This is a genomic window from Bacillota bacterium, assembly GCA_033549065.1.
Taxonomy (GTDB): Bacteria; Bacillota; Dethiobacteria; order DTU022; family DTU022; genus JAWSUE01.
Genome location: JAWSUE010000007.1, coordinates 1 through 20,186 on the forward strand (window position 1 = coordinate 1; position 20,186 = coordinate 20,186).

A 20,186-nucleotide genomic window follows, 5' to 3' on the forward strand; every position below is an offset into this window, starting at 1 on the left:
TGATGAAATAGTTGCCGACATAATCTTCGCCGACTTCAACTTCATCGTCCTCGTCCCAACCCCACTCATCATCACCATCGCCAGGGCCAGGGCCGTAGGCTGCAGTAAAGTCAGTGTGCATGTTACCAGAGAAACTGGGATCTGCTTTAACTTCGGCTGCCCAGATCTGCTTGGTTAGAGGTTTGATATCGTCCCTATCATATAGATCTTCAACATCAAAGTATACATCGCCATCAGAACCATTGCCATTTGATAAAGGGGCTGATACTTCACCATTTGGTTCATCAGGGAAATCATATACATGCTTTGCCGGAGCGCAGAGCTCAATGGCGGTGATGACAGACAGGCTGCTGGTTGCGGAAGCAATCCAGTCATTGTCATCGTCTACTGTTAAGTAACCTGCCATCATGTAAGCGTCTGTTGATTTCATCATCGTTCCGGCACCGGCGATAACCTGCTTCATTTCAGCGCCGGTGTTGCAAAGGTGCCCGACATGTTTCTTCAGGCTGATTGTGCCATCCAGGTCATAATCAACACTGTGGGTCATGTCCTGGGCGAAAACGGGTGCAGCAAGGGCCAGGGTAAAGATAACGGCCAGTGCTACTGCTACGAGTGTCCTTTTCTTCACTTTCTTAACACTTCCTTTCTTAATTTTAGTTGTAATACACCTCGCTAATGGTAATTTTATTAATTTTATGCCTATTTGTCAAGCTAATTTTACGCAATTATTGCAATATATTAAGAATTAATTAAAGAAAACGCCTTATTAATTAAGAAGAAACCAGGGGATTAATCAATAATATAAGTTACATCATATTAAAAGGAATATACTCTCGAATTGTCAGCCTTTAATTAGATAAACCGATATATAGCTTGCTTGCAGAGTAAAGTTTCTTATGCCAACTGCAGCTCTTTAAAATGAAGCAACTTTATGCTAACATTGATAGAGCAACTTCAGAGCATCGGCTTTAACCCGGAAGGGAGATATATTAATGAAGAAACAATTGATCAAGGACTTGAAAATAGGCGATGAGGTAGAGACCCAGGCTTTGGTGGCCGAAGTGAACAGGTCGCCCTTTGCTTCGCCGCACCGGTCAGGCGAGTTCTTTTTAAAGCTCACCCTGGCTGATGTGAGCGGCAGGGTGAAGGCGGTAATGTGGGATCCCCCGGTGGGCGAAGAAGAGATCAAGAGCGATGATATAGTATTTGTGCGCGGTTCTGTGGGCGAATATCACGGGCCACAGGTAGTGGTCAGCGATATGCGTAAGCTCGACCCGACCAAGGTGAACAAGGCCTTCTTCCAGCCGGTGGCAGAAAGAGATCCCCGGGAGATGCTGGGTGAGCTGAAAGAGATAATAGAGCAGGAAGTAAAAGACCCGCAGCTAAAAGGCCTGCTGGAGAAATTCCTCGGCGATGCCGAGTTTGCCCGCAGTTTTGCCCTGGCCCCGGCGGCGAGGACGATCCACCACAATTATGTGAGCGGGCTGCTGGAGCATACCCTGGAAGTGATCGAGATCTGCCGCAACCTGGTCAGGATTTATCCCGGGCAGCTCAGGTTTGATCTTTTGATCGCCGGGGCGGTGCTGCACGATATTGGCAAGATTGAAGAGTATAAACAGGAGAGCATCAGTTTTGATTTTACCGACCGGGGTAAACTGGTGGGCCACATCAGCATCGGCAAGGAGATGCTCGATAAAAAGCTGGCCGAGATGCCCGACTTTCCCGAAGCGCTGAAGCTGGAACTGCAGCATATAATGCTCACCCACCACGGCATGCGCGAGTGGGGCTCCCCGGAAGTGCCGAAGACGATCCACGCCTTTGCCCTCTTCCACGCCGACCTGGTCAGCGCCCGGATGAACCAGTTCATCAACGTCATGCAGAAACATGTCCCCGAAAGCGGCGACTGGACCGAATGGGACCGCTTCCTGGAACGCAGCGTCTACGTCCCCCCGGAAGAATAATTTCCGGGACACATTATTTATTTATATTTTCTGATAATATTCAAACAAGATACAGAGAGATGGTGACCGTGTTGGGCAGAGCCGACAGACCGAAAGGCATATTGAAAACAGATAAAATAAATCCCAAGGTAATCCCCTTTAACCAGGATGCAAAATATTATACCGAAAAAGGGGTTTACTTCGGTCAAAAAAATAAACTGGGCAAGGCACTGCTCTACCTGCAGAAAGCAGTTGAAGCAGACCGAGACGACCCGGCCAACCACTACAACCTGGCCTGCCTGCTGAGCAGGGCCGGCAAACTGAAAGAATCGAACAAGATATTCAAGCATATAGTCCAGAATATGGATTCCGAACTGACCGAATGCTACTTTTTCATGGCTGTCAATTACGGGCTGATGGAAGAGCTTCCCGAAGCGAAGCGCTGTTTGCTCAAATACCTGCATATTTCTCCCGAAGGCGATATGGCTGAAGAGGCGGAAGACCTGCTCTTTGCCATGGAGGAAGAAGAGGAGTATGAAGAAGGGGCCCGCAGTTTAAGCCCCGAAGAAAATGAAGCCATGTTCAAGCTGATCGGGGAGACTTCAACTGTTCAGTTCAAGGAAAGGCTGCTGGAAGAAAAAGAGTTCAGCCAGGTGGTGCGCTGGGGACTTTACCAGGGCAACGATATATTAAAGGAAGCGATAATCAGGCTCTACGGGGGAGCGGACTGCGAAGCGGCCAGGATTGGGCTGGCGGAGTTCGCGGCCAATCCCTGGATCAACGAGCGTTTGAGACAGATTGCCCTGCAGGAGCTGAAGAGAACAGCGCCCCCGGGGCGATACCGTATATTCAACGAAGGGTGCTTCAAGGAAGTCAACCTGAATAACCTTCCTGCATCGGCTCCTGTCTGGGACAAGAGCTGGCAGCAGGTTATAGAGTGCACCATGGCCAACATGCGCCGGAGCGCTTTCTATACTGAAGAATTCTACGAAGATGTGGAAGCGATCTGGATCGATTACATAAATCACCGTTACCCGGAAGGCCCGCGGGTAGATAAGCCGCAGACCTGGGCGGCGGGGCTGGAGTACTGCCTGGCCCGCTTTCATTTCTTAGGTTTAACCCAGAAGGAATTGGCCGCGGCCTACGGCGTGTCGGCAGCCAGCGTGCGCCGAAAATTTAAAGAGATCAACGAAGTTCTGCAGATCGACCGCAAAGCCTACCGGAACATGCTTGCCCTGCTGAACGAAAATAATTTGGGGACACATTAGTTAATTATATTTTCCGACAATTCCTCTGTCTGGAGGTATCCGGATGTACTTCGAACTAAGTGTAAGTTCCACCCAGCGAGAACAATTTATTAATATTACCGACAAGATCAATGCCCTGCTGGCAGCCGGAGGGGTAAATGAGGGGCACTGCACGGTATTCGTTTCCCACACCACTGCAGCGGTAACCATCAACGAAGATGCAGATCCCGATGTGATGAGCGATATTTTAGGTTTCCTGCAAAAGATGGTTCCGCTCAGGGGCGGCTACCGCCACCGGGAAGGCAACAGCGATGCCCACATCAAGGCTTCCCTGCTGGGCTGTTCCCTGCACCTGATCATCAGGGAGGGAAGGCTCGACCTGGGAACCTGGCAGGGCGTCTTCCTGGCTGAATTCGACGGCCCGCGGACCCGCACGGTAAAAATTTGGGGACACATTAGTTAATTATATTTTCCGACAGTTTAATATCTAATTTAACTTCAAAGTCAGGGGAGGTTGTAAGTGATGACCGAACTGAACGAGAAGATCAGGAAAGTGGCCGAACTGCTGCTGGATAGTGATTACGCTTTAGCCCTTACCGGAGCCGGTATCTCCACCGAAAGCGGTATACCCGACTTCCGCAGTCCCGGAAGCGGACTATGGACCATGCTTGACCCCGAGATGTTTACCATCCAGGGGTTCAAAAGGAACCCCGGCGCCTTCTACAGGGCGGGCATCCCATTTTTTAAAATGCTCGAGCAGGCCGAGCCTAACGAGGCGCACCAGGTCCTTGCCGAGCTTGAAAATCGGGGTATGATCAAAGGAATCATCACGCAAAACGTGGATGCCCTGCACCAGAAGGGCGGTTCAAAAAAAGTATACGAGATCCACGGAACACTCAGCAGCGCCAGCTGCATGCACTGCGGCAGGCAGGTGCCCATCGAAGAGGTGGCGGCCGACGTGGAAGAAGGGCTGATCCCGCCCCTCTGTGTGGAATGCGGGGAAGTTCTCAAGCCTGACGTGGTGCTTTTCGGGGAACCGCTATCCCCCGATTACGGCAAAGCGATGAAGGAAGTAGAAAAGGCCGACCTTATCCTGGTGATCGGTTCAAGCATGCAGGTATCGCCGGCCAACCAGATTCCAGCCCTCTGCGATAACGTGGTGATCATCAACCGCACCCCCACTTTCCACGACAGCAAGGCCAGGGTAGTGATCAACGACAGCGTAGTTACAGCAATGAGATTGCTCCTGAAAGAACTTTGAAAGCAAATGTATTTTGGAGGTTAGACCGTGAGATTCGGAGTGCATATGCCCCAGAAGGGCGGGTTTGAAGCAAATGTTAAGCGGGTGGCCGATATCGGCTGCCGTACAATCCAGATCTTTCCCGGCAACCCCACCGGCTGGAAAATGGGTAAGCTGGAGGAAAGCGAGATTGCGAAGCGGGCGGACATGATCGATGTAATGGATCTAAATCCCCTGGTTGTCCACAGCGCCTACCTGATCAACCTGGCTACGAACAACGCAGAATTTCTGGAGAAGTCGAAGAAGCTGCTCGATGAAACGATGGAGAGAGCCGGCTTCTACCGGGCGCCCTACGTGGTTTTACATACCGGGAACCACGGGGGTGAAGGGGTGGAAAAGGGCATTAACCAGATTATTGAATCGATCGGTGAGGGACTGCCGAAGTGGCCGGAATCAGTTAAACTGCTCCTTGAAAACACGGCAGGCAGCGGGACGGCAATCGGCTCCAGGTTTGATGAGCTGGCCGAGATATTGAAAGCTTTTCCTGAAGGCAAGCTGGGGATCTGCATCGATACAGCCCACAGCTGGGCGGCCGGATATGAACTCGGTACAGCAGCCGGGGTCGAAGCGACAATGAAAGAGATTGAGAGCACGGTGGGCTTAAAACACCTTCATGTTATCCATGTCAACGATACGAAGGTGAAGCTGGGGGCAAGAGTCGACAGGCATGCCCATATCGGTGAAGGAAATATCTGCCTGGAAGGTTTCGGCGCGGTGATCAATTACGGCTGGTCGGAGGACTTCCCGATCATTCTGGAAACACCGGAGAACGGGACAGACAGGGACCGCGCCAACTTAGAAAAGCTGGAAAGCCTGGTTAGATAGTCGCTCAGCTTGCGTTAAATTCATTTAAATTTTACCGGCAGGATATACCTGATTCAGGTAACGGGAAATATACATTTTTTGAAAAAATTATTCGGGAGGAAGCATCTTGGCGAAAAAGAAAACGCTTTTCTGCTGCGGCAGCTGCGGTCACGAGAGCCATAGATGGCTGGGGCGCTGCCCGGGCTGCGGCGAATGGAACACGATGAATGAAGTAACGCTTGCGCCATCAAAAAGATCTGCTGCCCCGGGGGGAAGGGCCAGAAAATCAGACTCCAGGGTAGTTACCTTAAGCGATGTTAAATCAACCGAAGAAGAGCGCTTTGCCACCGGTATAACTGAGTTCGACCGGGTTCTGGGCGGCGGGCTGGTTTCAGGCTCGGTGGTCCTGCTCGGGGGCGATCCCGGTATCGGCAAATCCACGCTCCTGCTGCAGGCAGCGGCAAACCTGGCCGACCGTAAAAAGGTATTTTATGCCAGCGGGGAAGAATCTTTGCAGCAGATCAAGATGCGTGCATCGAGGCTTAATATAAAGGATAGTTTTTTCACGGCAGCGGTCACGGAACTTGAAACTCTGTGTGAGGCTGCCGTTTCGCTTGAACCGGCCGTTCTGATTGTCGATTCGGTACAGTCGGTATACCGCAGCGAAATTGACGGGGTGCCCGGCAGCGTCAGCCAGGTGCGCGAAGTAGCCTCGGAACTGGTCCGGCTGGCCAAGGAGGAAAATATTGCTATATTCCTGGTGGGACACGTGACGAAGGAAGGGGTCATGGCCGGACCGCGCCTGTTAGAGCACATGGTAGACTGTGTCCTCTACCTGGAGGGGGACCGCTATCACAGCTTCCGCATCCTCCGCGGGGTGAAGAACCGCTTCGGTTCGACCAACGAGATCGGGGTTTTTATGATGGAAGAAGAAGGGATGGTTGAAGTGGCCAATCCCTCGCACCTGTTTATAACCCAGAGACAGGAGCAGGCTCCGGGTGCGGTTATCACGGCCAGCATGGAAGGGACCCGCCCCCTGCTGGTCGAGATCCAGTCGCTGGTGGCCCCGACCAGCTATCCCTCACCGAAACGGACTTCAACGGGTATAGACTTAAACCGGGTTGCCCTGGTTCTGGCGGTTCTTGAAAAGCATGCCGGGATATCTTTCTTCGGACTCGATACCTTTGTCAACGCCGTCGGCGGAGTGCGTCTTTATGAAACGGCTGCCGACCTGGCCCTGGCTTTGAGCCTTACTTCAAGCCTGAAGGGCGTGAGCCTGAACGGAGATACAGTTGCCGCCGGGGAGATAGGCTTAACCGGTGAAATACGCCCGGTGAGCCGGATCCGCCAGCGCCTGGGAGAGGCAGCCAAACTTGGTTTCAAGAGATTTATCCTGCCCCAGGCCAATATTACCGAGCTAAAGGGGAGCAGAAAGGAATTTAAAGATCTCCAGCTCATCGGGGTGGATAATATAAAGGAAACAATCGGTATATCTCTGCTGCGAAGTTAGGATCATAATTGTTAGGTTTATAAGTAAGACTCACTAACTTAAATCAGGGTGCGAATTTTTGATAAAACCTCCGAGGTGACCGTTGCGGGAAGAGAAGCCAGGTATTCTACCTGTCGTGAACGCCAGTCCAGACTTTTTACCTGGTCGGTAAGTATAACACCGGATACCTGTAAATTTTCAGGGAGTAAAACTTCAAAGGGATACCCTTTTATTGCATTGGTAATCGGACAAAAGATTGCGAGCCCGACTTTTTGGTTGTAGGATTGAGGAGATATGCAAAGAGCCGGACGACGTCCTGACTGTTCATGACCTGACTGGGGAGAAAAGTCAATCCAGACCAGATCGCCCCGTTTTGGTATATAGTCATATTTCATTACCAGATCTCCTTACCTTGAGGTTCTCCGGTATCAATTTCGTAATGAACATTTTCTTCATTAACCTGATTCAGAAGTTGTTCCAATTGATAACTTTGTTCATCTTCAACCGGCTTAACACTAAGTTTTCCATTTTCGATTGTCAGTTCTACACGGCTGTTTTCTTTTATTTTAACCTCACTGGCGAAGGCTTTTGGAATCCTGATAGCCAGACTGTTACCCCATTTTAATATTTTAACCAACACCAAAAACACCTTCCTCAAATTCAGATCGCCGTATCTACAATGATTATACATAATGGGATGATTTCGGTCAATAAAGCCAAAATCCGCGCGGCCGCACGGATTTTGGCTTACTTAATTTGCTTTCAACGGAGGTAATGAAAGCATTACAGAGCCCTAAGGTAGATCTCCTCGTAAGCTTTAACGGTGAGATCACGCGGGTTGCCGATTGTCTGCGGGTCGTTGAAGGCTTCCTGGGCCAGGCGGGGGATATCTGATTCCTTGATTCCCAGTTCGCTCAGTTTGGGTATGCCAATATCACTTGCCAGGTCGCGTACTTCCTCGACAGCGGCCAGGGCGGCTTCGCGCTCGGTCATCCCGAAAGTGGGCACGCCTAAGGCCAGGGCTATCCGGGCATACTTGGCCGGTTCACCCATCCAGTTGTATTCCATTACCGGTACAAGCGTAGAGCCGACAACGATTCCATGATGAACAGGGAATATGCCACCCATGGTCTGGGTCATGGCATGGACAGCTCCGGCGCTTTCAGCACCGTAGGAAAGACCGGCCAGCATGGCGCTCATGGCCATGTAATAGCGGGCTTCCACATCCTGGCCGTAGGCAACAGCCCGGCGCAGGTACTTGCCGGCATACTCGATGGCGAGCAGGGCGACGGCATCTGTTGCCGGTTGGGCGTAGGCGCAGGTATAGCATTCGATGGCGTGGCATAATGCATCCATTCCGGTTCCGGCGGTTACCTCGGCCGGCATTGACAGATGCAGCAGAGGGTCGACCAGCGCCAGGTGAGCGGCGATCAACGGGCCGCCCACGTTGAACTTGTACTGGCGGGCCGGGTCGGTAATTACTGCCCACAAGGTAACCTCGCTGCCTGTTCCCGCAGTAGTGGGGATACAGGCCAGAGGCGGGATACGCTTGCTCAGCTCTTTTTTCCCTTCAGCACATTCATATTCAAGGACCGGTTCGTCGTGAGCAATTTCAACCCCGATCGCCTTGGCGCAGTCCATGGAAGAGCCTCCGCCGACAGCCACAAGGCCGTCACAGCCGTTCTTGTGATACATTTCGGTTCCGGCGGCAACCGTGGCCAGGGGCGGGTTGAAGACAACCTGGTCGTAAAGTACGTAGCTCACCGAGGCATCTTTTAAAGGTTTGAGAACCTGGTCAAGCAGGCCGGCCTTGACCACACCCTGGTCGGTGACGATCAGGGGTTTTTTAACTCCCAGGATGGCGAGTTCATTGGGCAGGTGGTTTACCGCGCCGAGAGCATGTTTCATTACGGTCGGAACCTCGAAATAGTGCAGTTTCTGTAAATCTTTCACGAGGCAAATCCTCCTTAAATTATGGATATGTAATCAAAAATATAATTATGGTTTTTTAATCAAAACCGGCATCTGATCCAGGCCCAGTGATGTAAGTTTATCAGCCGTTGGCTTTCCTTCAGCATCCCAGCCGCGAACCGCATAATATTCGTCGAGCAGCACGTCAAGGTCTTTCAAAGGGATGCGCTGACTGGCATAAGGCCCTTCGGGCAGCGGCTCTTCGGTAAACCTTTTCGGCAGGGTGTCATCAGCACGGGTAAAGCCTTCGCGCAGGTTAAAGAGCCTGATCTGGTTCCAGACTCTCTCGCCGAGCTGTATCAGTTTTGGAACATCATATTTTTCTCCCGTTGCCGCTTCCAGCATGCGGCAGTAGGTTACATCTTTTACCCCGTACTGGCCGAAATCGCATTTAACAACCGTATCGAGACCGGCCAGGTAGTTCTGAAGGTGGGCGACAATTTCACCTTTGCCTTTAAGGGCTTCTCTTTCAACGGGCACGCCGTTCCATTCTCCGCCCACTTCATAAAGTATCGGAAAGGCCCTCTGGTGGCACCCGCCGCGGTCGGCCGTAGCAAGGGCAAGCCCCATACCGGGTACGCTTCGCGGTCCCCAGGCCGGGCTTTCAAGACCCTTGACGTGGACAGCAAAGGCATCTGCATTTCCGCCCAGTTCGCTTGCCGCTTCTTTTACCCCTTTGGCCAGGATATTACCGATCCCGTCCCTAAAAACGATCTTTTCCAGCAGGTAGTCGGCAGATTCGGTGTCGCCAAATTTAAGTTCCCTGCCTCCCGTATCTTTAGCGGTGATCAGCCCTTTCTGATATGCTTCAATGGCAAATCCGGCTACTCCGCCGGCTGACATGCCGTCCAATCCCAAGGCGTCACACTTTTTAACCAGGTAGGCTACATCGCGTGTATTGCTTATCCCCAGGTTGCTGCCGATCATTGAAGCCGTTTCGTATTCCACAACATCGGAAACCATGCCCTTGTGGCGTCCCCGCCTGATCAAACCCACCTTTCCACAGGCGATGGGACATCCGGCGCAGGCTACGTTACGGAGCCAGAAGCTTTTACGCTGGGCCCCGGCATTCAGGCCGGAAGCACCTTCAAAGGTTCCGTCGTAGTAGTTGTGGGTTGGCAGTAGCTGTTCGTCATTGGCAAAATCGATGGAAGCCGCTGTACCGTCAGCCGTAAAGGAAGCGATGGTTTCGTCGGCTGCCAGTTCTGAGTAAGCCTGGTCAACGGCGGAGCTGAATTTTTCAGGATCAGCCGGGGTAATTACTTTGCTTCCCCGCAGAACCAGAGCTTTCAAATTTTTTGAACCCATCACCGCACCGGTGCCTGCTCTACCGGCATGGCGGTTATATTCGCAGTTAATCAGGGCAAAGGATACCAGGTTTTCTCCAGCCGGACCGATACAGGCTGTTTTGACTGTTTCATCGCCCAGCTCTTCGCGGATTACCTCGACAGCAGCGAAAGTATCCAGACCCCAGATCCCTTCTGCAGAGCGGATTTCAACTTTACCGTCATCGATCCAGATATAGCTTGGTACGGCGGCGGCTCCGGTAATGATTATCCCGTCGTAACCGCAGTAGCGGATCTCCTGGGCGAAGTGCCCGCCGAAGTAGGAATCGGCAAAGGTTTGGGTTAAAGGGGATTTTGTAACTACACAGCCGCGCATGGCCGGAGCGAGGGTGCCGGTCAGCGGACCGGGCATGAACATCAGGATATTTTCCGGTGACAGCGGGTCGGTTTCCGCAGGCAGCAGATCGAAAAGAATTTTCGCTCCAAAACCCTTACCCCCGACGAAATCTTTAACCAGGCGGGGATGGGGTGTAATTTCAGTAATTTTTCCGCTGCTGAGATCGATATAGAGCAGTTTATTCATATAGGCGTTCATCGCGTGATCACCTCCCGCTTTTCGACCAGTTTCAGAGCTTTCGGTACACAGTATTTTACGCAAAGCGGTTCCGGTTCATCCTGGCATAAGTCGCATTTGTCAGCCTTGCCAGCGTTATCCAGCTGGATCATATTATCGGGGCAGGCAGTGACGCAGTCGCCGCAACCGGTGCAGGTTTCTTTGTTGATCAGGACAACACCTGTATCTTCCGACCTGCTGATTGCAGCAACCGGGCAGGAATGCAGGCAGAAGGGGTTTTCGCACTGGGTGCAGACCAGGGGGCGGTTAACCAGGTTTTCATTCTCGCTGAAAATTTTGAGACGGGCCAGGCGGGGACTGTAACCGCCGGCAGCCCGGTTGGAACAGGCCAACAGGCAGGAGCCACAGCCGGTGCATAAATCGAACTCGCCTCTCAAGTAAAGCATGGGCATTCCTCATTTCTTCGTAACTTATAGTTCGTCCACATCTTTGTACCACTTTACTTTATCGCCGACCTTACTGCGCATGCGCCAGGCAAGCGGTTTCGGCTCGCTATCGACGTAACGGCTAATTTCAGCCAGACGTTCTTCGATCAGTTTCTTCTCATTGTTATCAAAGAGATCTGTTTTGTTGTTCATCATCATCAGCTTTTCCACGTTGCCGGTTACGGTGCGCCAGAAACCCCACTCACCGGCCAGCACCCTTGCGATCACCGGGGCATTGATTGTTTCCTCATCGCTTTCCCCAACCGGGTGTTCTGCCAGGAGCATCATGGTATCGACGATATCTTTTTCGTTGATCTGAACAATCTGCATCTTCTCCAGGAATAGCTCGGCCAGGGGGATGGTCAGATCGTCAACATCCAGCCTGTCGCGCAACGGCAAAACGTGGCAGAAATCGAGCTTATCAAAGAAGATATCGGAGTGCATCCCTGTTTCAGGGTTATCGAACACCAGGCGGTCGGAGCCGTATAAAGTGGTGATCATTTCATCGTCACGGTAACCGAGTTCAGCGTAAGCTTCAATAATTGCCTGCTGGTGCTCACTGCGGGCTACGAAATCGGTATCGGTGAAGACCCGGCCCCATTTCTGATGAATATGCCTGTAATCGTGACAGTGCAGGTGAAAGGCCAGCGCGCCGATTAAACGCAGTGGTGCTCCCCTTTTTTCCGCCGACTCGATGATCTGTTTAGCTTCGGCGATAAATTCGCCGGCTTCTTTACCTGTATATTGAGACACGTTAGACCTCCTTTCAGCGAATATTTCACATGTTGTTTTTAGCGCCCACATATCCCCTCCCCGCTGAAGGGGAGGGGTAAGTGGGGGTGACATTGTTTTTATTGTTTTACCTTAACCCGAGGTCAAAACGTATTTTTTGACCCCTTTCTTATCCATCTCGATGATTGAACCGAGCAGGGTGCTCTGTTCGTAAGAGCTGCCCGGGTTAACCACAAAGGTCTTCTTCATCCTCTTGATTCCGCGTCCTTCATGGATATGTCCCGTCAGGGCCAGGGGCGGCTGGTACTTATTGATGGCGTCGCGTACTGCATAGCTGCCGACAGGAATCAATGAACGTCCGGCATATTTGGGCCGCAGGTTTTCATCGAGCTCCGGCGCTTCATCAAGGCCTGATCCGAATGGCGGTGCATGCAAATTGAAGACACAGCGATTTATATCAGGCACTTTTGAAGCCATGGCTTCGATTTTTTCGGCCAACTCTTCTTCACTGCACTCGCGGTGGGTATCCCAGGGAGTGGGATTTGACCAACCGGTGCTGATCATTTCATAATGACCGTCGAGATCGAGCAGTTTGCCTTCGGCCATGGTTATGGACTTTGATGATTCAAGAACGTCGTCAATTTCGAACATGTCGTCGTTACCGGGGCAGACGAAACATTTAATTCCGGTACCGACCAGTTTTCCGTCGGCGAAAGCTACCCAGCGTTCAGCCATAGCCAGCACATGATTAACGAACAGTTTTTCAACCTTTTCCGAGTCGGCGCTCAGTTCTTCGAACTCGTCATCGGTCAGGTCTAGAGGATAGTATCCACGGTCGGAAATATTTTTAAACATCCGCGCCTTGCCTTCTTCATCCAGGAGCATTTCTTCTTCCAGGAAGTTAACTTTGTACATTCCCTTGCTGTCCTTGATGAAGGGCACCAGCGCTTTGCCGGTCATATCGCCGCCGAGAACGAGAATATCTGCGTTGTAGAACTTTCCGGCGTTGATAAATTTTTTCCAGCATATCTCCGAACCGTGAACATCAGTTGCAAAAAAGATGGTAGTCATGAATCAGCCTCCATGAAGCACCAGCGTTAAAAATTATTCAACGGGGATGCTCTTATGAATTTCGTCCAGGTTAATACCCTGCTTTTTACGGTATGCCTTGGAACCGACATAAATGATAATTGAAATGGCATAGAGAATAGCCATATAGATGTAGGAAGTCGGTTCGTTGATCCCGTAAACGGAATCGGTTGCCCACATGTAGAAGAGGAAGAGCAGGAAGGCGCCGAATATAATTCCGGTAACCGTAATCAGCGGCAGGCCGAATATTTTAAGCCTGGCGATCGGTGAAGCCTTGTAAAGTTCCGGATCTTTGTAGGGCAGGATTATGGCGGCAATAGTGGTTCCGAAGTAGGTTACAGCGATAACCACGGTCGAGTTCAGGGCAAGAGTTTCCAGATTTTCCGTGTAATGCATTCCGGCGCTGACAATTACACCGCCGACAGCCATTACCAGCAGCGCGTTAACCGGAGAGCGGAACTTGGTGGAAACGCGGGCCATCCACTCGGGCAGGATACGATCGAAAGCGGCTGCGAAGATAACCCGGGTTGAGGAGAGGAATACCGTGCCGCACCAGCCGAAGAACCAGGCGCTCATAGAAATTAAAAGCCACATCTGCAGCAGAGGGCTGTCGGTAAGGAAGCTTACCAGCAGGGCCGGGTAGGGATAAGCGCCAAAAGGCGAGGTGCCTTCATAGTAAGCAAAGTTTGCGGCGTTGTAGAAATCCCAGCCGATTACTTTGGCAATCAAGCCGAGCACGATCAAAGCCAGGATGGTGGTGCCGATTAAACCGGCGGCCATGCTCCAGAAGTTACGCTTGAAATCGGAAGCGCCGCGCACTTCACCGTATAATGTGGCGCCCCAGTTTGGCCAGAGGTTGAAGAAAACAACCATCGGTATAAGGGCCAGGCTGGCGCCGACTGCCACTCTGTTCAGCGGTGCGGCAGTGTAACCGCCTTCGGCAGAAGCAGCCAATACCTGTTGGTATACATCTCCCCCGCCCGCTGCGAAGAAGTTGTTTGCATACTGGTTGAATCCGGCAATAAAGTCTGCCCGGTTGTTGACCAGCATCATGATAATCATTGTGGCCATTCCGGCCATTCCCAGGTAAAAGCAGAATTTCTGAATGCGGGCATACCAGCTCATCCCGAGGCTGACGTAGATAAAAGCGAGGACAATAACAACCAGGGAAGAGACAAAGAAACCGTTGGTGCTGATAAACCAGCTTGCAGCGTTGTGAAGACCGGTGCTGCCGGTCCAGCCGCCCAGCATGCCCAGGATCGGGGCAAATACGTTAAAGGCAAGCATATTTCCGTAGAGAGGTACCCAGTGCCAGAGAATCCAGGCCCAGCCGGTGATCGAGAGGACGAATCCGAGACCGCCTCCCAGGATACGGCTCTGCCAGACATAGTCACCGCCGGCACGGGGCATAACCGCCACCAACAAACCGTAGACGAAGATTTCAAAAATGATAAAGATTGCGCTTATTACAATAGCTGTCAAGAGGTTCGCTTCGGGGAGATAAGGAGCGAAAGCAAAGATATAAAAGCCAAGGGTAACAAGGTTGATCGAGAAGAAAGCATAGACAAAGCCGTCGAAAACCGACCATGAGCGAACCAGGCCGCTGGCTTTGCGGACAAACATTCCGGGTTGTGCCATTATCTTATCTTCCTTTCTAAACTTGTTTTCCGGCAGGTGCTGCCGGGTAAAACTTAACAGGGACTATGCTTCGTGACGGCCGGTTCACCTCCAATTTGTTTGATTTGTCCGGTAAAAATGAGGAAATGATAACAAAATAAATAACAGTTAGTCTATTTAAATTTTCACAGGGGATCACCTTTGTGTAATAGGCTGAAATATTCCTACCTGCTTGTGCAAAATGCACAATTGTGTATGTGGATATGTGAGGATATGTGGTGGTTACCTCTACTGGGCGAGTCGGCGGCTGATCGAGGCGAGCAGCATGGGAAAGGTGTCGACTTTATCGATTTCCTGCCCCAGCAGCTCTTCGATTTTTTGAAGCCGGTAGTTGAGTGAATTTCGGTGCAGGTGAAGTTTTTCTGCGGTTTTGGTCCGCGAAAAGTTGTTTTCTATGTAGGTTTCCAGGGTTTGGACCAGTTCCCCACCTTTTTCCCGGTCATATTCAAGCAGCGGTCCATAAACTTGCTCGAATAGGTGGTCGGTCCCCGGGCTGGTCAAAAAACGTTTTACCAGGTGGTATGGGGCCATGTCCGGGTAAGCCAGGGCAAAATCTGAGGCATTTAGCTTTTTACCGAGATCCATAGTTTCCCATGCTTCCAGGTATCCGGCACTGATTCGATCGATATCGGCACAGTAATCACCGACCGACATGTAGAAGGGTATTCCGTCGATCCGGGGTTTAACTATTTCTTTAATCCTGAGCATAAGTTCTTTCCCAAAGTTTCGTGAGGCAACAGCCCCGAGTTTGTCGGGAACCCTGGCCAGCACGATCAGGCTACCCAGAGCTTCAATTACTATCCCTTCAGTGTTTTCTTTCTCCAGGGAGTAGTGCAGAAGCCTGAAAAGCCTTTTTTCGAGGATCTCCTTATTATATTCAAGGCTGCTCTGCATTTTTTTGTCACTTAATATATTTTCCTTATCAAGTTCGATCAAGATCACAAAGTAGCTGCCTGCGGCATCCAGGCCGTACTGCTGGGCGCGGGTTATGATCGTTTCCTTGTTCTTGATATTGCCGAGGAGCAGTTCGTTGAAGAAGTCAAGTTCGCTTTTCCGCGCGGCTTCCCTGATCGCCTTCTCTTTAAGAATATCAAGGGCAATGGCCATGGCACCCGCTTCCATTGCCACTGTTTTCTCCTTTTCCAGTTCGCTGCTCAGGTCGGGAACAATTAATATGCCGTAGAAAGAATCACCGGCGACAACAGGAAAAAAGAAGTCAAAATAATCCGCTTCAGCAGATCCGTACTGGTAGTATGCCGGTTTCTTTTCATGGAACAATTCATTCAGAAGTGCCCGTGGGTAATAGTCGATTAAGGATAATTTTTTGTTGCTTTTCTCCCACTGTTTGAAAAGAGGTGCTGCGGTATTACAGTCGGCCGGAGCTGCTGCATCAATCAGCATCAGTTCTCCGTCAGCCATCAGGGCAGGTTTTTTCAATAAAGAGGTTAGTGAAAGAAGCAGTTCCTGAAGACCCTTGCCTTTCAGGACAATATTAGTCATCATGCTGTGAACTTCCTGGGCATATTCCAGGGCCTGGACCTGTTTGTCGAGGATTTTGGTCATAACCGGAACAATTACATCTATATATGAACAGTCGGGCATCTGCAGGAGCGGTAAACTGAGCTCATCCGCTTTTCTAATCAGCTTTTCATCGATCTGGGAGATATAACGTTCGGGAGAGAATATGATCAGGGCAGACCCGCCGCAGGTCTTAATATCTTCGAGCATTTGAAGCTGGGCGTCAATATTGTCCTTGAGGGCGTAAAAAGTGGTTGAAAGAAGCGAATCGCGGCGAAACCAGATTGCCGCGTCGGGAACATCGATAATATCTACGGCCCGGATTTCGTTATCCAGTCCTGCCGATCCGGCAAGCACCTTGGCTTCTACCAGGCCGCCAATCTTTAAAGCATCTCTGACCGTGATGGTCATCAGGCAAAACCCCGTTCAGGCGTTCAGGAGAGTAAAAAGTGACCTAACGTATTCATCCTGTCTGCTTCAAGATTAAAGAGATCTTCCAATTTAAAATCAAGAGTGTTGCAAAGGGCTGTTAGGTAAAAGAGATGTTTCCCGATTTCTTCAGCGATCACTTCACGGCAGTGCTCGCACATTTTACCCTTGATATGGGAGTCCATGTACTTTCCGCATTCTTTGAGTGAATCCATCGGGGGGTATTGCTTTTTGTTGGCATTTATTGAAATACAGCCACAATCTGTGACAGTTTTGATGATACTGCGGTTAACACGTGCAGCTGACTCCTGGTATTTTGACAGGCAATCGAGGATACTTCTGTGGCGGATCAAAACTTCTGACACCATTTCCTGAAAGTCACAAACTACATCGTTGTCTTTCACCTGGCGATCACCTCTTTTTCTGTATAGGGGCCTTGTTTACGTAATTATACTTTGAATTTTCCGGTCATGTCAACTAGAAGAGCCTTTAATATAAGGATCGGATACGCTGTCAATTTTTATTATTGTAACCGTCTTCGGGATGTGTTAAACTATATGTTTAATTGACACATACTGGTTATTATGCTACAATATTTAAAGTTACCGACAGGGGGGCGAGGTATTGTTCAGTATTGGAGACAGAGTAGTTTACCCGATGCACGGTGCGGGTGTAATCGAAGCAATAGAAGAAAAAGAGATCCTTGGAGCCCGGAAGAAATACTATGTGATGAAATTACCGATGGGTGAAATGAAAGTGCTCATCCCCACCGATAGCATAATGCAGGTAGGCTTAAGGGGCGTGATCGCTAAAGACAAAGTTTCGGAGGTCTTTATTGTTCTTCAGGGAGAACAGCCGGAGATGTCTGCAAACTGGAACCGGCGCTACCGTAATCACCTGGAAAAGATCAAAACCGGGGATATTTTCGAAGTTGCCGAAGTAGTTCGCAACCTGATGCTCAGAGACCGTGAAAAAGGATTGTCGACCGGTGAAAGCAAGATGCTTGAAACGGCACGCCAGATCCTGATCAGTGAGCTTATCCTGGTTCAGGGCATTGAGCAATCCGAGATAATAGATACCCTTGACAATATATTTGAACAACCGGCAGAATAGTTAGCAGTTGGGATAATTAATACTCTGCCTCGTACGTTTTACCTTGCTTCCGGGGAAAACTTTAAGTTATAATATTTTGAAGAGTTCCCTGGAATTTTTGTTTATAAATATGAATACTCCCCTGAGATGCTTATAATGAATTTATAAATGGATGCATGGATAAATGATAAAAGAATGATGGTTTAAATTCTTTAGAGAGGAGGTGATCCATATGGCGCGTAAAATACTTCGATTTGTTGGTACGCTGATCGGTATTGTGGTTGGTATTTATATTTTTTCGGAGCTGCTTCCCCTGGTTTCTATTTTCATTGAAATTTCTCCCGGCATGCATTTTACTCCTGCCAATATAGGATATTACGCCGTGGGCGGCTTATTATTCGGACTTATATTTTATCTTCTTACCCCTGTTTTGATTAATATTTTTATCCGTTTGGTCGGATGGGCCGACAGTAAGCTGAAAGCAGTCCCGACCCATGATATTGCCCTGGTTGTATTAAGCCTGATTATTACTTTATTGATTGGATTACTGCTCAGTTATCCCATCTATCGACTTCCGGTAGTCGGTGTATTTCTCTCACCCGTGATCACTTTGTTTTTGGTTTTTATCGGTGTCAGATTTGTATTAAATCGAAAGGAAGAATTTGCATTTCTTTCCAACCTTTTTAACCGTGGGATTCGCAGTTCGGGCGGAGAAAATGAAGTCTTTAAAATACTCGATACCAGCGCTATCATTGATGGTCGAATTGTTGATATCTGCAAAACCGGTTTTTTGGAAGGCGTGATTATAGTTGCCGGATTTGTGCTGGAAGAACTGAGACACATTGCCGATTCTCCGGATCTGCTTAAACGTAATCGCGGACGACGCGGGCTTGATGTGCTGAACAAGATCCAGAAAGAGATGGATATCCCGGTTCAGATTTACGAAGGCGACTTCGAGGATATTCCGGAAGTGGACAGCAAGCTGGTTAAACTGGCGAAAACGATCAACGGAAAGATCATTACCAATGATTTTAATTTGAATAAAGTATGTGAACTTCAGGGTATCGCGGTTTTGAATATCAACGAACTGGCCAATGCGGTTAAGCCGGTAGTTCTGCCCGGTGAAGAGATGGTTGCCCAGATTATAAAAGACGGCAAAGAATCGGGACAGGGCGTAGCCTATCTTGATGATGGAACCATGGTTGTTGTCGAGGGCGGCAGACGTTTTATCGGTGATACGATTGAAGTTCTGGTGACAAGTGTTCTGCAGACGGCTGCGGGCAGAATGATTTTTGCCAAACCGAAACTGGATGCCGAAAAAACCAGCGGGGTTAAGTAATGAAAGTTGCCGCGATTATTGCTGCTGCCGGTGAAGGTCTGCGGATGGGTAGTTCAACCCGCAAGCAGTATCTTCTGCTGGAAGGGGTTCCTGTTATTGTCTATTCGGTAAAGCTTTTTCTCGGTCATCCGGCGGTAAAGGAGATCATTATAGTTGTTCCGCCGGGAGAAAAGGATGCTGTAAAAGCGTTAATCCGGACCTATTACAGTTCCGGGCAGTATATCCTGGTTGAAGGCGGAGAAACGAGGCAGGAATCGATAAGCCTTGGCCTTGAAGCTGTATCGATAGATATTGACCTTGTTGCTGTTCACGACGCAGCAAGGCCGCTTGCTACTGCAGATTTGTTGAACAGGCTGGTCGAAGCCGCTGCCGAAAAGGGAGCAGTAGTACCGGTGATCTCTTTGAATGATACGGCCAAGGAAATTGACCCCTCGGGTTATATAATATCGACACCGGATCGTGAAAAACTGCGGCTGGTTCAAACGCCCCAGGTTTTCAGACGGGAGATACTGGTAAACGCTTATCAGGAAGCCTCAAGAAAGGGTCATATGGCTACAGATGATGCATCCCTGGTTGAATTGTCCGGAGCGAAAGTTTTAACAATTTTAGGTGAAGTTAATAACCTGAAGCTTACTTCACCCCGCGACCTTGAGTTGGCCGCGATCTTGATGAGAGGATTAGGTGAAAAATGTACCGGGTAGGAACTGGTTTTGACATGCACCGTCTGGTTGAGGGCCGGGATCTTATTCTCGGTGGGGTAAAAATTGACCACCATCTTGGCCTTGAAGGGCACTCTGATGCAGATGTTCTTGTTCATGCCCTGATGGATGCCCTGCTGGGTGCGGCAGCTTTGGGAGATATCGGACGGCACTTTTCGATGGGTGACCCTGAATATAAAAATATATCAAGCCTGATTCTTTTACATAGAGTTGCCGGGATGGTCGGGCAGAAACAATGGAAACTGGTTAATGCCGATATGACGATCATTGCCGAAGAACCGAGAATGGTTTCTTATATAGATGAAATGCGGGAGAAGATTGCTGAAATTCTTTCTGTTTCAAAAGGTTGCATATCGATCAAGGCGACGACAACTGAAGGGCTCGGTTCCAGTGGCAGAGGGGAAGGTATTGCCGCACAGGCAGTTGTGCTGCTCGGTGAGACTGCCTGCCCGGGCCCGGCCAGTCATGAAGCGCAATAACAGCTCAGAAAGGATT

Annotated in this window: 21 protein-coding genes; 10 read left to right on the top strand and 11 right to left on the bottom strand. The window is 50.0% G+C overall.

Annotated features, from left to right (window positions below; genetic code table 11):
• The coding region (locus tag SCJ97_05765) for a hypothetical protein (GenBank protein ID MDW7739550.1) at window positions 1–628 on the bottom strand (628 nt) is incomplete at its 3' end.
• Window positions 629–992: 364 nt separating this feature from the next.
• Here SCJ97_05765 and SCJ97_05770 point away from each other — a divergent pair.
• The 6 genes from SCJ97_05770 to radA all read left to right on the top strand — a co-directional run bounded on the left by SCJ97_05770 (window position 993) and on the right by radA (window position 6,801).
• Window positions 993–1,961: an HD domain-containing protein gene (locus SCJ97_05770; GenBank protein ID MDW7739551.1), complete on the top strand. Its 969-nt coding sequence runs from the start codon at window positions 993–995 to the stop codon at window positions 1,959–1,961.
• 59 nt (window positions 1,962–2,020) lie between these two features.
• Entirely contained in the window at window positions 2,021–3,208 is a 1,188-nt protein-coding gene (locus SCJ97_05775; GenBank protein ID MDW7739552.1) for a hypothetical protein, read from the top strand.
• 43 nt (window positions 3,209–3,251) lie between these two features.
• The gene (locus SCJ97_05780) at window positions 3,252–3,650 is read left to right on the top strand and encodes a secondary thiamine-phosphate synthase enzyme YjbQ (GenBank protein ID MDW7739553.1); all 399 of its coding nucleotides are present in this window, start codon (window positions 3,252–3,254) and stop codon (window positions 3,648–3,650) included.
• 60 nt (window positions 3,651–3,710) lie between these two features.
• On the top strand, window positions 3,711–4,448 hold the full coding sequence (locus SCJ97_05785) for an NAD-dependent deacylase (GenBank protein MDW7739554.1): 738 nt from the start codon (window positions 3,711–3,713) through the stop codon (window positions 4,446–4,448).
• Window positions 4,449–4,475: 27 nt separating this feature from the next.
• Window positions 4,476–5,312, top strand: a complete 837-nt coding sequence (locus SCJ97_05790) for a deoxyribonuclease IV (GenBank protein MDW7739555.1) — start codon at window positions 4,476–4,478, stop codon at window positions 5,310–5,312.
• A gap of 106 nt (window positions 5,313–5,418) precedes the next feature.
• A complete protein-coding gene (radA, locus tag SCJ97_05795; protein ID MDW7739556.1) occupies window positions 5,419–6,801 on the top strand; it encodes a DNA repair protein RadA in 1,383 nt (460 codons plus the stop codon).
• 38 nt (window positions 6,802–6,839) lie between these two features.
• On the opposite strand, the gene mazF is transcribed toward radA, so the two are convergent.
• The 10 genes from mazF to SCJ97_05845 all read right to left on the bottom strand — a co-directional run bounded on the left by mazF (window position 6,840) and on the right by SCJ97_05845 (window position 16,909).
• Window positions 6,840–7,175: an endoribonuclease MazF gene (gene mazF, locus SCJ97_05800; protein ID MDW7739557.1), complete on the bottom strand. Its 336-nt coding sequence runs from the start codon at window positions 7,173–7,175 to the stop codon at window positions 6,840–6,842.
• Complete coding sequence (locus SCJ97_05805) at window positions 7,175–7,420, bottom strand: AbrB/MazE/SpoVT family DNA-binding domain-containing protein (GenBank protein ID MDW7739558.1); 246 nt, start codon at window positions 7,418–7,420, stop codon at window positions 7,175–7,177. Before SCJ97_05805 ends, mazF begins: the two co-directional genes overlap by 1 nt.
• Before the next feature lie 143 nt (window positions 7,421–7,563).
• The gene (locus SCJ97_05810) at window positions 7,564–8,688 is read right to left on the bottom strand and encodes an iron-containing alcohol dehydrogenase (protein MDW7739559.1); all 1,125 of its coding nucleotides are present in this window, start codon (window positions 8,686–8,688) and stop codon (window positions 7,564–7,566) included.
• Between the two features lie 90 nt (window positions 8,689–8,778).
• Complete coding sequence (locus SCJ97_05815; protein ID MDW7739560.1) at window positions 8,779–10,632, bottom strand: aldehyde ferredoxin oxidoreductase family protein; 1,854 nt, start codon at window positions 10,630–10,632, stop codon at window positions 8,779–8,781.
• Window positions 10,629–11,057, bottom strand: a complete 429-nt coding sequence (locus tag SCJ97_05820) for a 4Fe-4S dicluster domain-containing protein (protein MDW7739561.1) — start codon at window positions 11,055–11,057, stop codon at window positions 10,629–10,631. The genes SCJ97_05815 and SCJ97_05820 overlap by 4 nt, the downstream gene beginning before the upstream one ends.
• Before the next feature lie 24 nt (window positions 11,058–11,081).
• Window positions 11,082–11,849: a hypothetical protein gene (locus SCJ97_05825; protein ID MDW7739562.1), complete on the bottom strand. Its 768-nt coding sequence runs from the start codon at window positions 11,847–11,849 to the stop codon at window positions 11,082–11,084.
• A gap of 111 nt (window positions 11,850–11,960) precedes the next feature.
• A complete protein-coding gene (locus SCJ97_05830; GenBank protein ID MDW7739563.1) occupies window positions 11,961–12,899 on the bottom strand; it encodes a metallophosphoesterase in 939 nt (312 codons plus the stop codon).
• Window positions 12,900–12,932: 33 nt separating this feature from the next.
• Window positions 12,933–14,555 (bottom strand): APC family permease, encoded by a 1,623-nt coding sequence (locus SCJ97_05835; GenBank protein ID MDW7739564.1) that lies wholly within the window; start codon window positions 14,553–14,555, stop codon window positions 12,933–12,935.
• Between the two features lie 267 nt (window positions 14,556–14,822).
• Window positions 14,823–16,523, bottom strand: a complete 1,701-nt coding sequence (locus SCJ97_05840; protein ID MDW7739565.1) for a PucR family transcriptional regulator ligand-binding domain-containing protein — start codon at window positions 16,521–16,523, stop codon at window positions 14,823–14,825.
• A 23-nt stretch (window positions 16,524–16,546) separates the two neighbouring features.
• Window positions 16,547–16,909, bottom strand: a complete 363-nt coding sequence (locus SCJ97_05845) for a DUF1573 domain-containing protein (GenBank protein MDW7739566.1) — start codon at window positions 16,907–16,909, stop codon at window positions 16,547–16,549.
• Between the two features lie 256 nt (window positions 16,910–17,165).
• On the opposite strand from SCJ97_05845, the gene SCJ97_05850 reads away from it, so the two are divergent.
• From SCJ97_05850 to ispF, 4 genes are all read left to right on the top strand, one after another.
• Entirely contained in the window at window positions 17,166–17,654 is a 489-nt protein-coding gene (locus SCJ97_05850; protein MDW7739567.1) for a CarD family transcriptional regulator, read from the top strand.
• 211 nt (window positions 17,655–17,865) lie between these two features.
• On the top strand, window positions 17,866–18,972 hold the full coding sequence (locus SCJ97_05855) for a PIN/TRAM domain-containing protein (protein ID MDW7739568.1): 1,107 nt from the start codon (window positions 17,866–17,868) through the stop codon (window positions 18,970–18,972).
• The gene (gene ispD / locus SCJ97_05860) at window positions 18,972–19,673 is read left to right on the top strand and encodes a 2-C-methyl-D-erythritol 4-phosphate cytidylyltransferase (protein ID MDW7739569.1); all 702 of its coding nucleotides are present in this window, start codon (window positions 18,972–18,974) and stop codon (window positions 19,671–19,673) included. The genes SCJ97_05855 and ispD overlap by 1 nt, the downstream gene beginning before the upstream one ends.
• Window positions 19,661–20,170: a 2-C-methyl-D-erythritol 2,4-cyclodiphosphate synthase gene (gene ispF, locus SCJ97_05865; protein ID MDW7739570.1), complete on the top strand. Its 510-nt coding sequence runs from the start codon at window positions 19,661–19,663 to the stop codon at window positions 20,168–20,170. The genes ispD and ispF overlap by 13 nt, the downstream gene beginning before the upstream one ends.
• Window positions 20,171–20,186 lie beyond the last annotated feature (16 nt).